This window comes from Xanthobacter aminoxidans (genome assembly GCF_043193615.1).
Classification (GTDB): Bacteria; Pseudomonadota; Alphaproteobacteria; order Rhizobiales; family Xanthobacteraceae; genus Xanthobacter; species Xanthobacter aminoxidans.
In genome coordinates this window covers 622,452-635,190 of sequence record NZ_JBAFUS010000001.1, presented here as the reverse complement: position 1 = coordinate 635,190, position 12,739 = coordinate 622,452, and the positions used below count along the sequence as shown (strand labels likewise).

Sequence of the window (12,739 nt, the reverse complement as noted above, 5' to 3'; positions counted from 1 at the left end):
CCCGCTGGAGCGGGGCCTCATGACGAGAAGGAAAGGGAAAGGGCAGTCGGGTCAGACGGCGATGCGCTCGGCACCATGCATGGGCTCGCGCAGAACGTAGCCGCGACCCCAGACCGTCTCGATGTAGTTCTTGCCGGCCGACGCGTTCGCCAGCTTCTTGCGCAGCTTGCAGATGAACACGTCGATGATCTTGAGCTCGGGCTCGTCCATGCCGCCGTAGAGATGGTTCAGGAACATCTCCTTGGTGAGGGTGGTGCCCTTGCGGAGCGAGAGCAGCTCCAGCATCTGATATTCCTTGCCGGTGAGGTGGACGCGGTTGCCCTCCACCTCGACGGTCTTGGTGTCCAGGTTGACGATCAGGTCGCCGGTCTGGATCACCGACTGGGCATGGCCCTTGGAGCGGCGCACGATCGCGTGGATGCGGGCGACCATCTCGTCCTTGTGGAAGGGCTTGGTGAGGTAATCGTCGGCACCGAAGCCGAAGCCCTTCACCTTGTCTTCCGTATTGGCGAGACCCGAGAGGATGAGGATCGGCGTCTTCACCTTCGCCACGCGAAGGGAGCGCAAGACCTCGAACCCGGACATGTCGGGCAAATTCAGGTCAAGAAGGATGATGTCGTACTCGTAGACCTTACCGAGGTCCACGCCTTCCTCACCGAGGTTGGTCGTATAGACGTTGAAGCTCTCGGTCTTCAGCATCAATTCGATGCCTCGGGCCGTAGCACTGTCGTCCTCGATGAGCAAGACGCGCATGGCTATCCCTTTCCTCGCAACTAGCCGAAAGGCGGCGGCGCCGACTTTCGTTGCTCGGCCATCGGGGTGATTCGCGTTACGTGTGTAGAATCGTTAACAGAACTCGATTCCTACCCACAAGAGTCTGCGGAAAAATCTTTGTGCATGAGAGTCAAGACTGACTCTGTTTCAGGCACTTAAGGTTTTTCCACAGCCCTCACGCAAACCGCCCGACCACCCCTCGCCCGAGCCCCTTGATCCGGCGTCCGGCTGAGCGCACGGCGGCGCATCACCCGAACCGTAGCGTCATCATTAACGAAGGCGGTAAACGATTGGTTGCCGACGGCGTGATCCGTACGATTTTCCTGCCATGGCGACGCCGAAGGTAAGGAAAGGGCAACCAGCACAGGACATTCTCATTCCCGGAGGCCTCAGGCGCACACGGGCGGGCGTTGAGGGGCTGCGTCATTTGTACCGGAGTAGACGCCGATGAAGTCGCGTGACCCCCTGATCCGTGCCAAGCGGTTCCAGATCGACGATGCGCGCCGGCGCCTCGCGCAGATCGACACGATGATCGCCGAGTTCGAGCGCATGGCCCAGGAACTCGACCGCGACATCGCCGCCGAGGAGGCGCGCTCCGGCATCACCGATCCGCGCCATTTCGCCTATCCGCCGCTGGCGCTCGCCGCGCGCAACCGCCGGGACAATCTGCGCCGCTCCGCGGACGACCTTAAGGTGCAGCAGGACGAGGCCAAGGCCACGCTCACCGAAGCGGAAGCCGACCTCGCGCTGGTGGAGGCGGCCGGAGAGATGGACCGTTCCGCGCGTGTGGACAACGCAACCCGCCGCCCCCCGCTCAGGCCCGCCGCGCCGGTGCGCTTCTGAACGCGGTATGGCTTGAGTTTCAAGGGGGTAGGCAGGTAGCCTTTGCTGCGGTGCGGCAGACGATTTTTCTCGTCCGCGGGCGGTTCGTGCAACCTTGAGGCTTCCATTCGGGTCTACCGCTCCGGTACCTTCTGCTCGGCCAAACCCCGAGCACGAGTGTTCCGTGACTCCCCACCGCAAGGTCCATGCCCTCGTCGACGCGGTTGCCGCGGGCGACCTGCGCGCGTTCGAAGAGCTTTACCGGCTGACCAGCCCGAAGCTCTACGGCATCGTGCTGCGCCTGCTGCGCCGGCCCGAGCTTGCCTCGGAGGCCATGCGGCAGGCCTACCGGCGGGTGCGGTCCGAGGCGCATACCCTGCGGCAGAATGAAGACCCGGTGTGCTGGATGGTCTCCATCGCCCGCGGCTGCGCCCTCGACATGGCCTGGCAGCGGCCGGTGGGCGACGCCTTCGAGCCGTTCGACGTGGCCCAGCGCGGCCATGATCCGATCGCCTCGCCGCACCGCAGCCCGGCTTTGACGCGCCTCCTGACCTGCCTCGGACGACTGCCCGAGGAGCGGCGCCGGATGCTGCTGCTCGCCTTCTATGATGGCTGGAGCTACGAGGCGCTCTCGGTCTATTTCGACGCGCCCGCGCCGGCCATCCGCGCCTGGATGGCCCGCAGCATCCACCAGTTGGGCGAGTTCCTGGGGCGGCGGTCATGAGGTTCACCCCATGAGCCGGGCCTCTCCCGATCGCCTGCCCGAGCGTGTGGCGCCGCCTGATGCGGACCGCATCCTCGCCGCCGAGTACGTGCTGGGCACCCTCGACAACGAGGACCGTCGCCGGGTGCGTGCCCGCTGCGCCGCCGAGCCGCAGTTCGCCGCTCTGGTCCGCCTGTGGGAGCGCCGGCTGGCGCCGCTGCATGAACTGGCCGTGCCGGTCATTCCCTCGCCGGAGATCTGGCGGGCCATCGCCTCGGATCTGAGGAGCGCCCCGCCCGCCCTGCGCGGGGCCACCCTGCCGCGCGGCATGTCGCCTTCACCCGATCCGCCCCGCCGGCCGGCCATGCCGGAAGGCCGGCCGCTGCGTTCGGCGGCAGGGACGGGGGAGGGCGCAGTCGAACGGGTGCGCCGGCTGTTCGGCCTTGGCCGGGGCGCCGAGCCGGGGCGTGTCGAGCCTTCGCGTGGAGCGGAACGGCCGTCCCGCCGCCGGGCCTTCCCGCCGCTCGAAGCGGGCCCGATAGGGCCGCCCCAGCCGATGGAGACCCCACGGGTGCCGGCCGGGCCGATCCGCGACACGAGGTCGGCGGGGCTGCTGCCTCAGGTGACGTCCCAGTTGTCCCGTCCCCCGTCGCCAGGACCAGGGACTGTGCCGACGGCTGCGCGGTTGCCGGAGCCGTCCGCGCCTTTGCAACTGGTCGCGCCTCCACCCCGCCCCCGCCCGTTGCCCGAGCCGCTCACGCCGCCGCCAGCCTTCATGTTCCTGGAGCCCGATCCGCCGCCGGAGCCGGAGCCCGTCGCGGAGGCGTCGCCCACGCCGGTCGGGGACGGCACGCCTGCGGCAGCGGCACCGGCCGCGGAGAGCCTTCCGCCGTCCGGATCCGTGGCTGAGCCGGACGCCGTCGTTCCGGAGCCGCCCGTGGTGCTGGAGCCGACGGCCCCAGCGGTTTCCGAGGGCGCGCCCGATGCGGCCGAGCCCGCGCCCGTCGCCCCCGTTCCTGCGCCGACGCCGGTTGAAACGGAGCCGGCCGCCATGGAGGCCGCTCTGCCGCCCGTCGCTGAAGGGGTGCCTGAACCTGTCGCAGCGCCCATGGCGTTGGACGTGACCGAGGCCACGGAGCATAAGCCGGACGAAGAGGCGGAGGCAGTCGCGCCGCCTGCCGCGCTCGCAGATGCCGCCGAGGCGTCTTCCCCTGAGCCCGCCCCTCAGGACGCGCCGTCGAGCGAGGCCCCGTCGGCTGATCCTGCCGCCGGGGAGAAGGCCGAGGAGGCGCCGCTGCCCGGATGGGCAACTGAGGTTGCTTCCGGTGAGGTGTCGGCGCTGCCGGACGAGCCGAGCGCGCCCACGCGCGTCGTTGTGCGTCACGGTCCCTGGCGCGGGATTTCGCTTCTGCTCGCGCTGCTCTGCCTGGGGCTGGGCGGGGTGGCGGCCTATCGCGAGTGGGTCTGGCCCGGTGAGGGCTATTGGGTTGCGGTGATGCAGGCGGAGCCGCTTCCCGCGGTGTCGGTGCGGATCGACCCCGATAGCGGCGCCGTGCATGTGCGGTCGTTCGCTCCGGCACCACCGGACGGCGAGACCTATCGACTGTGGCTGGTCTCTCCCACCTCCGGTGCGTGGCTGATCGGCGCCTTCTCGTCAGGCTTGTCCGAACGCGTGCCCGAACTCGCGCGGCTTGGCCGGAAGGGGCTTTCGGGCACCGAGCTGGTGGTGACGCGTGAGCCGGCCGACCGGCCGGATACGACAAAGGGGCCTGAGGCAACCGTGGTCTATCGCGGCCGGCTGGTGCCGGAATGAGCGTCCTCTAGCGCGAGGGCTCCGCGGCGATCGTGCCGTGACCCGGCGTCTCCCGGGGCGCGCTCGGGACCTCACCCGATGGCAACTGCGCCACGGCGGTGCGGTTGCGGCCCAGCGCCTTGCCGGAATAGAGCGCGCCATCGGCCGCAATGATGAGGTCGGCGATGGTATCCGGCCCGCTGCTCCCCGGCAGATAGGTCGCCGCCCCGACGGTGAGCGTGACGCCGATGTCGTGGGAAGCCACCTCGCGGAGCTGCGCTTCCACCAGCAGGCGCAATCGCTCGGCTATGGCATGGGCGCCTTTCGCATCGGCTCCTGGCAGAAGGATGCAGAATTCTTCGCCGCCATAGCGCCCCGCGACGTCATTGGAGCGGATGCTCTGCGGCACGACGGCCGCAAAGCGCTTCAGCGCGAGGTCGCCCACGTCGTGGCCGAAGCGGTCGTTGACTGACTTGAAGTGGTCGAGGTCGGCGAGCAGCAGCGAGAAGGGCATGCGCCGGGCACGCGCGGACCGCAACAATTCCTCCCCGCGCTGCAGGATCGAGCGTCGGTTGAGCAGGCCGGTGAGGTCGTCGAGGGAGGCGACTTTCTCGAGCACCATGTAAAGACTGCCGAAGGTCCAGCAGATGGCAAGGCCAAGGCCGACGATGGCGATCAGCACTTCCACTGGGCCATCGCCCGGCAGCGGAACGATGCCGAACTGCACTCCCAAGCCCCTCAGTGTGTAGCCGATGGCCAGAACCATCAACACCAAGGCCGATGCGACGCGGGAGATGATCGGTCCCCCGCCGGGCGTCTGCAGCAGGGCGCGTCCGGCTGTCGCAGTCCAGCAACCGACCAGGACCGAAGTGATGGTCACGCGATCGGCGAGGTTGTTGCCGCTCCACAGCGACAGGCCGAGCAGGCCCGTTCCCAGCGCTGTCACCACCGCCACCGCGGCCAGCCTCGGCGTGCGCTCATCAAGGGTGCGGATTCCGCTGTAGATGAGCCCCATGCCGATGAGGATGCAGCCATTGCCGACCAGCACGCTCGCCGGAAGGCCGATGTCGATGCGCGCGGCAAGGAAAACGCAGCCGGTAGTGAGGAACAGGTTGGCGAGCGACCAGACGAACAGGCAGGACTGCCGCAATCGCCATCCCGCCAGAAGTTGAAGGCCAGCCAGCAGCAGGCCCACCACGGCCGAGACCGACAGCACAGTCTGGACCTGAAAATCCATGTCTGGGGCCGCTCCGGGGGGCGTTGAACCACACGCGGGGAGAAAAATAGGTTGTATGCGCCAATAGCGTGTAGTCGACGTGCGCACAAGTCGGTCGTCCTACTATTGTACGGCGTAATTTTGTTTCCGATGGCTGACTTTGTTTCCGCAGATTGCCGACGGGTGCCCGCGGCCGGTGAATACGGCACAAGCGTCTTTTGGCCGTGCTTTCGGGGCGCCCGGCCTTCGCTATGATGCACCCGCGCATGGGCCGGCGGCGCTGTGCCGTGCGCGAAAAGTGCCAGCGAGGACAATATGGCCGATCCGACCCTTCCCCGCCCCGTCGACCGCGCGCTGGATCCGGGCTTCCGCCACGGCCAGTCCACCGAGCCGAACTATTCGGGTGTCACGTCCTTCCTGCGCCGTCGCTATGCCCGTGACGGCGGGGGGGCCGAGGTGGTGGTGTGGGGCGTGCCGCTCGATGTGGCGGTGTCGAACCGGCCCGGCACCCGCTTCGGGCCGCGCGCCCTCCGCGCCGCGTCCTCCATCCTCGACGGCGATCCCTTCTATCCCTTCGGCTTCGACCCGTTCGAGACGCTGGACGTCGCGGATGGCGGCGACTGCGTGTTCGACTATGGCCTGCCGGCGGGCATCCCCGGCGCCATAGCCGCTCAAGCTGCCGCCCACTACGCCCGCGGCAGCCACCTCGTGACCCTCGGCGGCGACCATTTCCTGACCTACCCCATCCTGCGGGCGCTGACGGCGCGGCTCGGGCAGCCGGTGGCGCTGGTGCAGTTCGATGCCCATCAGGACACATGGGACGACAACGGGGACCGCGTGGACCACGGCACCATGATCACCCGCGCCGTGAAGGATGGCCTGATCCGGGTGGACCGCTCGATTCAGGTGGGCATCCGGACCCATGCGCCCCGCAGCTACGGCATCGAGATCGTGCATGGCAACGTGGCCGGCGAAATGGGCCCCGCCGCTCTGGCCCGGCATATCTGTGATCGGGTGGGTGACGCGCCGGTCTATGTCAGCTTCGACATCGATGCCCTCGACCCCGCCTTTGCGCCCGGCACCGGGACGCCGGTGTGTGGCGGTCTCTCCACCCGTGAGGTGATGGCTTGCCTCAGGCGCCTCGGTGCGCTCGACCTCAAGGGGTTCGACGTGGTGGAGGTATCCCCGCCTTACGACCATGCGGAGATCACGGCGCTCGCCGGTGCGACGCTGGCTTCGCTCTATCTGTGCCTGCTGGCCGAGCGCAAGGAGGGGGGGCGCTCGCCGGCGTTGTAGCTCCGTCCCGCGGGGGTGCTTGTACCCTTTTGCGGGCGGACGGGATAAGGGAGGGCGCTCAGCGCACACAGGCTGGATTCGGGAAGGCAAGAGATGGGAAAGCGGCCAGGCATCTCGGCCTATATTCTCCCCGCCCTGGGGTTGCTGCTCGCTCTCGTCTTCCTGCTGTGGCCCGACGTTGGACCGGGGACACCGGGCGTGCTGCCGGGCGTGCTCGCGGCTGGCTCGGTCGCGCTTCTGTGCGGCTCCGCCTTCTCGGCGGTCGGGCACGCCGACGTCGTGGCGGCCCGGCTGGGGCAGCCATGGGGCACGCTGCTCCTCACCCTGTCCGTGACCATCATCGAGGTGTCGGTGATGGCATCCATGATGCTCAACGGCGAAAACAACCCGACGCTTGCCCGCGAGTCCGTGCTGTCGGTGCTGATGATCGTGAATGCCGGAATCGTCGGCCTGTGCCTCCTGCTCGGCAGCATCCGTCATCGCGAGCAGACGATCCAGCAACAGGGGGCGTCGGGCTATCTGTCTGCCATCATCGCGCTCGGCGTGATGCTGCTGATCCTGCCCAACGAGACGCACGCAGGGGCGACAGGCGCCTTCTCGCTGTTTCAGCTCGTCTACATGTCGCTGATCGCTATCGCGCTCTATGCCGCCTTTCTCTACATGCAGACGGTGCGCTATCGCGAGCATTTCGCCGGGCAGGCGGAAGGCCACGGCGAACCGGTGCCGGGCCTCTCCGCCTTCCTGCTCGCCATCGGCATGCTGCTGGCGAGTCTCGCCGCGGTGGTGGCGCTCTCCGGCCAGGTCGCCGCGACCTTCGAGGATTTCCTGGCCCAGTTCTCGCTGGAAGATCCTGACGCCGTGACCGGCGCGCTGGTCGCGACGCTGATCCTCCTTCCGGAATGCATCAGCGCGGTGCGCGCCGCCGCCCGCAATCATCTGCAGCACTCGCTCAACATCGCGCTGGGCTCGGCGCTCGCCACGGTGTCGCTGACCATCCCGGCCATGGCGTTCATCAGCGTCATGATCGGACGCTCCATGGTGCTCGGCCTCGACAACGAGGACCGCACCATGCTGCTGCTCACCTTCGTCCTTTCCGTGCTCTCCTTCGGCACCGGAAAGACCAATGCGCTCAACGGGGTGATCCACCTCATCGTGTTCTGCGTCTATGTGATGCTGCTGTTCGCCCCCTAAAGAGCCGGTCGGTGGCTGTCCGGCGGTGGACATCGGGCGGGGCGAGTGGCATGTTCCGCGCGACTTGAACGAGGCGCGGGCCGTGAAGAATTTTCTGCTCTACATCTTCACCTGGTGGAACAAGCAGACCGTCGGCACCATGTGGTGGACGAAGCGCTTCGGCGAGCTCGTGGGCGAGGACGAGTTCGGCAATCGCTACTATCGCACCAAGGGCGGCAAGATCGACCCGACGCTGGGTTTCGAGCGCCGCTGGGTCATCTATCCCGGCTATGCCGAGGCCTCGACGATTCCTCCGGGTTGGTGGGGCTGGATGCATCATCGGGTGGATACGCCGCCGGTGGATGAGACCTATACCGCCCGCTCCTGGCAGAAGCCGCACCGCCGCAACATGACCGGCACGCCCGGCGCCTACCGTCCCAAGGGCTCGGTGCTGGCCGGTGGCCTGCGTCCCCGCGTCACCGGCGACTACAAGGCCTGGACGCCCGGAGAATAGGCCGGCGCCTCGGCGTCCCGCGGTACTTCTGCACGGTCTCCTTTCTGTGAAGCCTCCTCCGCGCGCCGCCTTGCCACCGCCCGATTCAGGCGGTCAGAAGGGGAGAAGGGCCGGCCCGCTTCCCGGCGTTGCCGCCTTCATTCCACGGGTTCACAGACTGATGCGCTTCCTCTGCTCCGTTTCGCTGCTGGCCGCCGGCCTGATCGCCGCCGCGATGCCTCAGGCGCTGGCGCAGAGCCGCGGCACCATCGAGCAGACCCCGCTGCCGCCGCCCGGAACCATTCCCAACCAGCGTCCGCTGCCCCAGGTGCCCAACAGCGTTCCGGTGATCGCGGCCCCGCCTGCGGCGCCCGCGCAGCGACCGGCGGCCCCCGCCGCGATCCAGCGCGGTCCAGCGCCCCCGCCGCCTCCGGCCGCTGCCCAGCAGCCCCCCGCTGGTATGCAGCCCGCGCCTCCCGGGGATGAGGGCGACGTGGTGGTGGTGCAGCCGCCGACTCAGAAGATCGCCAACGCTTATGCGGTCTATGCCGGCCTCGACAAGATCACCGGACGCATCACCTCGTTCGATATCGCCATCGGCGAGACAGCCCAGTTCGGTGCGCTGCAGGTGACGCCGCGCGTCTGCTACACGCGTCCCGCCACCGAGACGCAGAACACCACCTCCTTCACCGAGGTGAACGAGGTGACATTGCAGGGGCAGGCCAAGCGCATCTTCACCGGCTGGATGTTCGCGGCGAGCCCAGGCCTGCACGCGGTGGAGCACCCGATCTATGACGTGTGGCTGATCGGCTGCAAGGCGACCTCACCCGTCACCGCCCGGGGCCAGCAGTAGAAATCGCCCTCTACCTCGAGGGCGTTCTCCAGCAGCTTGTGATAGTGCCGCCGCGACACCTCGAGCGCCCCGAAGGTCTTGAGGTGGCTGGTGACGAACTGCGTATCGAGCAGCCGGAAGCCGCCGGCGATCAGCCGCCCCACCAGATGCACCAGCGCCACCTTGGAGGCGTCCCGCTCGCGGTGGAACATGCTCTCGCCGAAGAACGCGCCGCCCAGCCTCACGCCGTAGAGGCCGCCCACAAGTTTCCCGTCGTGCCAGGCTTCCACCGTGTGGCAGCGCCCGCGGGCGAACAGTTCGCCATAGAGGCGGCGGATGGGATCGTTGATCCAGGTCTTGTCGCGACCTTCCTGCGGCTCGGCGCAGCCGTCGATGACCGCCTCGAAATCGCTGTCCACGCGCACCTCGAATCTGTCCGTGCGCACCGTTCGGGCGAGCCGGGAGGAGACGTGGAAGGCGTCGAGGGGGATGATGCCGCGCCGCTCGGGCTCGATCCAGTAGAGGCCGGGATCATCGGCGCTCTCGGCCATCGGGAAGATGCCGCAGGCATAGGCCTTCAGCAGCACATCGGGCGTGATCTCGACGATCTGGTCGTTCGGCCGGCTCATGACGGGTCATCCTACCAGCAAATCGAGCGGCCGTGTGGCGCGGCGGCGTGCCGGCGGTCTCCCTGGGCACCCGCGACCCATTGACACGCGCGGCGCGCAAGCGGGTCGCCGACGTCAACCCCGCTTGAGGAAGTCGCCGATGCGCCGCACCGCTTCCGCCATGTCCGGCCCCGAGCCGGCATAGGAGAAGCGCAGGAACTGGCGGCCGTGGAACGGGTCGAAATCCACGCCGGGGGTCGCCGCCACATGGGCGGCATCGAGCAGGCTACGGGCAAAGGCCGCCGAATCGTCGGTGAAGTCGGAGACGTCGGCATAGAGGTAGAAGGCGCCATCCGCTGGCAGGAAGCGGCCGAGACCGGCAGCGGGCAGCCCCTCGGTGAGGATGCGGCGGTTCTCCACATAGGTCGCCTTCACCTGATCCATTTCGGCGCGGCCCTCGAAGGCGGCGTCGGCGGCGATCTGCGACAGGGTCGGCACGGAAATGGAGAAGTTCTGCTGCAGCCGTTCCATGGTGCGCGAGACGCCGGGTGGCACCACCATCCAGCCGACGCGCCAGCCGGTCATGCAGAAGTATTTGGAAAAGGAGTTGATGACGGTGACGTCCTCGCCGATCTCCACCGCGCTCACGGCCGGGAAGGCATAGTCGAGGCCGTGGTAGATTTCGTCGGAGACGAAGGCGAGGCCGAGGTCGCGGGCGCAGGCATGGAGCGCCGTCAGGGCGGCCCGGTCCATCATGGTGCCGGTGGGATTGGCGGGGCTCGCCACCAGAACGCCCTTGAGCGGCGCGGCGCGATGCGCCTCCAGGAGGCGCTCGGGGGTGAGCGCGTGGCGGTCCTCCGCGCGGGTCTCGATCAGCACCGGCTCGCAGCCGAGCGCGGACAGGACGTGACGATAGGGCGGGTAACCCGGTGCGGCGATGGCGACGCGATCCCCCGGCTCGAACAACGCGAGAAAGGCGAGGATGAAGCCGCCGGATGACCCGTTGGTCACGACGATCCGCTCCGGATCGACCGAGACGCCGTGCCGCTCCGCGTAATGGCGGGCGATGCGCGCCCGAAGGGCAGGGATGCCGAGGGCGGCGGTATAGCCCACCTGTCCGGCCGCAAGCGCCGCCGCCGCCGCCTGCCGGGCCACGAGCGGGGCGGGGGCCGCCGGCTGGCCCACCTCCAGATGGATCACATGCCCGCCCTGCGCCTCGATCCGGGCGGCGTGCTCCATCACGTCCATGACGATGAAGGGCTCGACGGCGCTGCGCCGGGAGAGAAGAGGGAGACCGTTCCGCATAGTCGAATTTCCGTTGCGCTCGTGCGGCGTGCGCCGCGCAGATGCCCGCGTTGCCGTGCTGCCGCCTTATTCTGCCTGTCCCTGAGGCGGGTTCGCCCCAACGTGAAGGCCAGCGGATTGACCTTGGCATCTGCCAAAGCCAGTGTCCGGCAGTCTCGTAGCCTGTGCCCCGGAGCGAGCCAAGGCGGATATTGCTGTGGTCCCTGCGTGAATGGCGGCTTGCGTGGTGGTTGACGGAATGGATCGAACCCGAGCGGATATGCGGATCGGAACTGGAAAGCGTGCCCGGCACGGGCTTCGTGCCGCCGGACGCATGCTTTGCCTCGCCGCCGCGACCGCTCTGCCGTTCCAGGCGACATGGATGGGCGCTGCCCATGCGCAGGAGCAGGCGCCCCGCTCGGCGCCGCAGACCATTCAGGACACCGAGATCGAGGCCCTGCTGAAGGACTACACCCGTCCGATCCTGAAGGCCGCAGGCCTCGCGCAGCAGAATGTGGAGGTGGTGCTCATCTCCAGCCGCGCCTTCAATGCCTTCGTGGCGGACGGCCGGCGCATTTTCGTGAACACGGGCGCCCTCGTCGATTCGGTGACGCCCAACCAGATCATCGGCGTGCTCGCCCACGAGACCGGCCATATCGCCGGCGGCCACCTCGCCCGCATGCGCGAGCAACTGGCCGGCGCCCAGACCATGGCCATCGTCGCCATGCTTCTGGCGGCGGGCGGTGTCGCGGCCGGCGCAGCGAGCGGCATGAACGGCCGGGACGTGGGCAATGTGGGCGCAGCCGCGATATCAGCACCGCAGGAGATGATCCGCCGCTCGCTGCTCTCCTACCAGCGCGGCGAGGAGGCGGCCGCCGACCGGTCGGCGGTGAAGTATCTCAACGCCACCGGCCAGTCGTCCAAGGGCATGCTGGAGACGTTCGAGCGCTTCCAGAACGACCAGCTCTTCATCAGCCAGCGGATCGATCCCTACGTCCTGAGCCACCCGATGGCCCGCGAGCGTATCGGCGCGCTGGAACAGCTCGCCAAGTCCAGCCCCTACTACAACGTCAAGGACCCGCCGGCCCTGCAGGCGCGTCACGACATGATGCGGGCGAAGCTCATCGGCTTCATGGAGCGGCCGGAGGCCGTGGTGCGGCGCTACCCGCCGTCAGATACCTCCATGGCGGCGCAGTATGCGCGCGCCATCTCGGCCTACCGTTTTGGCAACGTCGATTCGTCCATCCGTCAGATCGATGCGCTGATCGCCAAGGAGCCCTCGAATCCCTATTTCCAGGAGCTGAAAGGCCAGGCGCTGCTGGAGGCGGGACGGGCGAGCGATGCGGTCGGTCCGCTGCGCAAGGCCGTGCAGATGACCAACGGCGCGCCGCTCATCCGGGCGATGCTCGGGCAGGCGCTCGTGCAGTCGGGCAATCAGGCGAACACCCAGGAGGCGATCCGGGAGCTGATCCAGGCGACGCAGCGCGATCCCAATTCGCCCTCGGCCTGGCGGTCCCTCGCGCTCGCCTACGGCCGCACCGGCGACATTGCCAATGCAGACCTGGCCTCGGCGCAGTCCTATTTCGCCTCCGGTGACTTCAAGCTCGGCCGGGAACTCGCGGCCCGTGCCCGGACTAAGTTTCCGCAGGGGTCACCCGGCTGGCTCAAGGCCGACGATCTCGTGAATTTCAAACCGCCCGCATCTGCCGCAAACCAGCGCTGATGCCAAAAGACAGCTTTTCACCCAAG

The 12,739-nt window shown here is 68.2% G+C and carries 12 protein-coding genes; 8 read left to right on the top strand and 4 right to left on the bottom strand.

Features of this window, described 5'->3' with window-relative positions:
• Window positions 1-51: 51 nt before the first annotated feature.
• A complete protein-coding gene (gene ctrA, locus V5F74_RS02840) occupies window positions 52-753 on the bottom strand; it encodes a response regulator transcription factor CtrA (protein WP_024279602.1) in 702 nt (233 codons plus the stop codon).
• 468 nt (window positions 754-1,221) lie between these two features.
• Here ctrA and V5F74_RS02835 point away from each other — a divergent pair, with 468 nt between their 5' ends.
• From V5F74_RS02835 to V5F74_RS02825, 3 genes are all read left to right on the top strand, one after another.
• Entirely contained in the window at window positions 1,222-1,617 is a 396-nt protein-coding gene (locus V5F74_RS02835) for a flagellar export protein FliJ (protein WP_024279601.1), read from the top strand.
• A gap of 163 nt (window positions 1,618-1,780) precedes the next feature.
• The gene (locus V5F74_RS02830) at window positions 1,781-2,320 is read left to right on the top strand and encodes an RNA polymerase sigma factor (protein WP_024279600.1); all 540 of its coding nucleotides are present in this window, start codon (window positions 1,781-1,783) and stop codon (window positions 2,318-2,320) included.
• A 10-nt stretch (window positions 2,321-2,330) separates the two neighbouring features.
• Window positions 2,331-4,112, top strand: coding sequence for a hypothetical protein (locus tag V5F74_RS02825; RefSeq protein WP_394006156.1), 1,782 nt, complete (start codon window positions 2,331-2,333; stop codon window positions 4,110-4,112).
• Between the two features lie 7 nt (window positions 4,113-4,119).
• Here the strand turns inward: V5F74_RS02825 and V5F74_RS02820 are convergent, their stop codons facing one another.
• Window positions 4,120-5,328, bottom strand: coding sequence for a GGDEF domain-containing protein (locus tag V5F74_RS02820; RefSeq protein WP_051679162.1), 1,209 nt, complete (start codon window positions 5,326-5,328; stop codon window positions 4,120-4,122).
• A 294-nt stretch (window positions 5,329-5,622) separates the two neighbouring features.
• On the opposite strand from V5F74_RS02820, the gene speB reads away from it, so the two are divergent.
• From speB to V5F74_RS02800, 4 genes are all read left to right on the top strand, one after another.
• Window positions 5,623-6,603: an agmatinase gene (speB, locus tag V5F74_RS02815; RefSeq protein ID WP_029557999.1), complete on the top strand. Its 981-nt coding sequence runs from the start codon at window positions 5,623-5,625 to the stop codon at window positions 6,601-6,603.
• Between the two features lie 93 nt (window positions 6,604-6,696).
• A complete protein-coding gene (locus V5F74_RS02810) occupies window positions 6,697-7,794 on the top strand; it encodes a calcium:proton antiporter (protein WP_029558000.1) in 1,098 nt (365 codons plus the stop codon).
• Between the two features lie 82 nt (window positions 7,795-7,876).
• Entirely contained in the window at window positions 7,877-8,287 is a 411-nt protein-coding gene (locus V5F74_RS02805; RefSeq protein WP_024279594.1) for an NADH:ubiquinone oxidoreductase subunit NDUFA12, read from the top strand.
• Between the two features lie 160 nt (window positions 8,288-8,447).
• Window positions 8,448-9,119, top strand: a complete 672-nt coding sequence (locus V5F74_RS02800) for a DUF2155 domain-containing protein (RefSeq protein ID WP_051679163.1) — start codon at window positions 8,448-8,450, stop codon at window positions 9,117-9,119.
• Here V5F74_RS02800 and aat read toward each other — a convergent pair.
• Both aat and V5F74_RS02790 read right to left on the bottom strand, forming a co-directional pair.
• Window positions 9,056-9,727, bottom strand: a complete 672-nt coding sequence (aat, locus tag V5F74_RS02795) for a leucyl/phenylalanyl-tRNA--protein transferase (protein ID WP_029558002.1) — start codon at window positions 9,725-9,727, stop codon at window positions 9,056-9,058. The two genes, V5F74_RS02800 and aat, sit on opposite strands and share 64 nt — an antisense overlap.
• A 114-nt stretch (window positions 9,728-9,841) precedes the next feature.
• Window positions 9,842-11,011: a pyridoxal phosphate-dependent aminotransferase gene (locus V5F74_RS02790; protein ID WP_029558003.1), complete on the bottom strand. Its 1,170-nt coding sequence runs from the start codon at window positions 11,009-11,011 to the stop codon at window positions 9,842-9,844.
• A 259-nt stretch (window positions 11,012-11,270) separates the two neighbouring features.
• Between V5F74_RS02790 and V5F74_RS02785 the strand changes: the two genes are divergently transcribed.
• The gene (locus V5F74_RS02785; RefSeq protein ID WP_029558004.1) at window positions 11,271-12,713 is read left to right on the top strand and encodes a M48 family metalloprotease; all 1,443 of its coding nucleotides are present in this window, start codon (window positions 11,271-11,273) and stop codon (window positions 12,711-12,713) included.
• The last annotated feature ends 26 nt before the right edge of the window (window positions 12,714-12,739 follow it).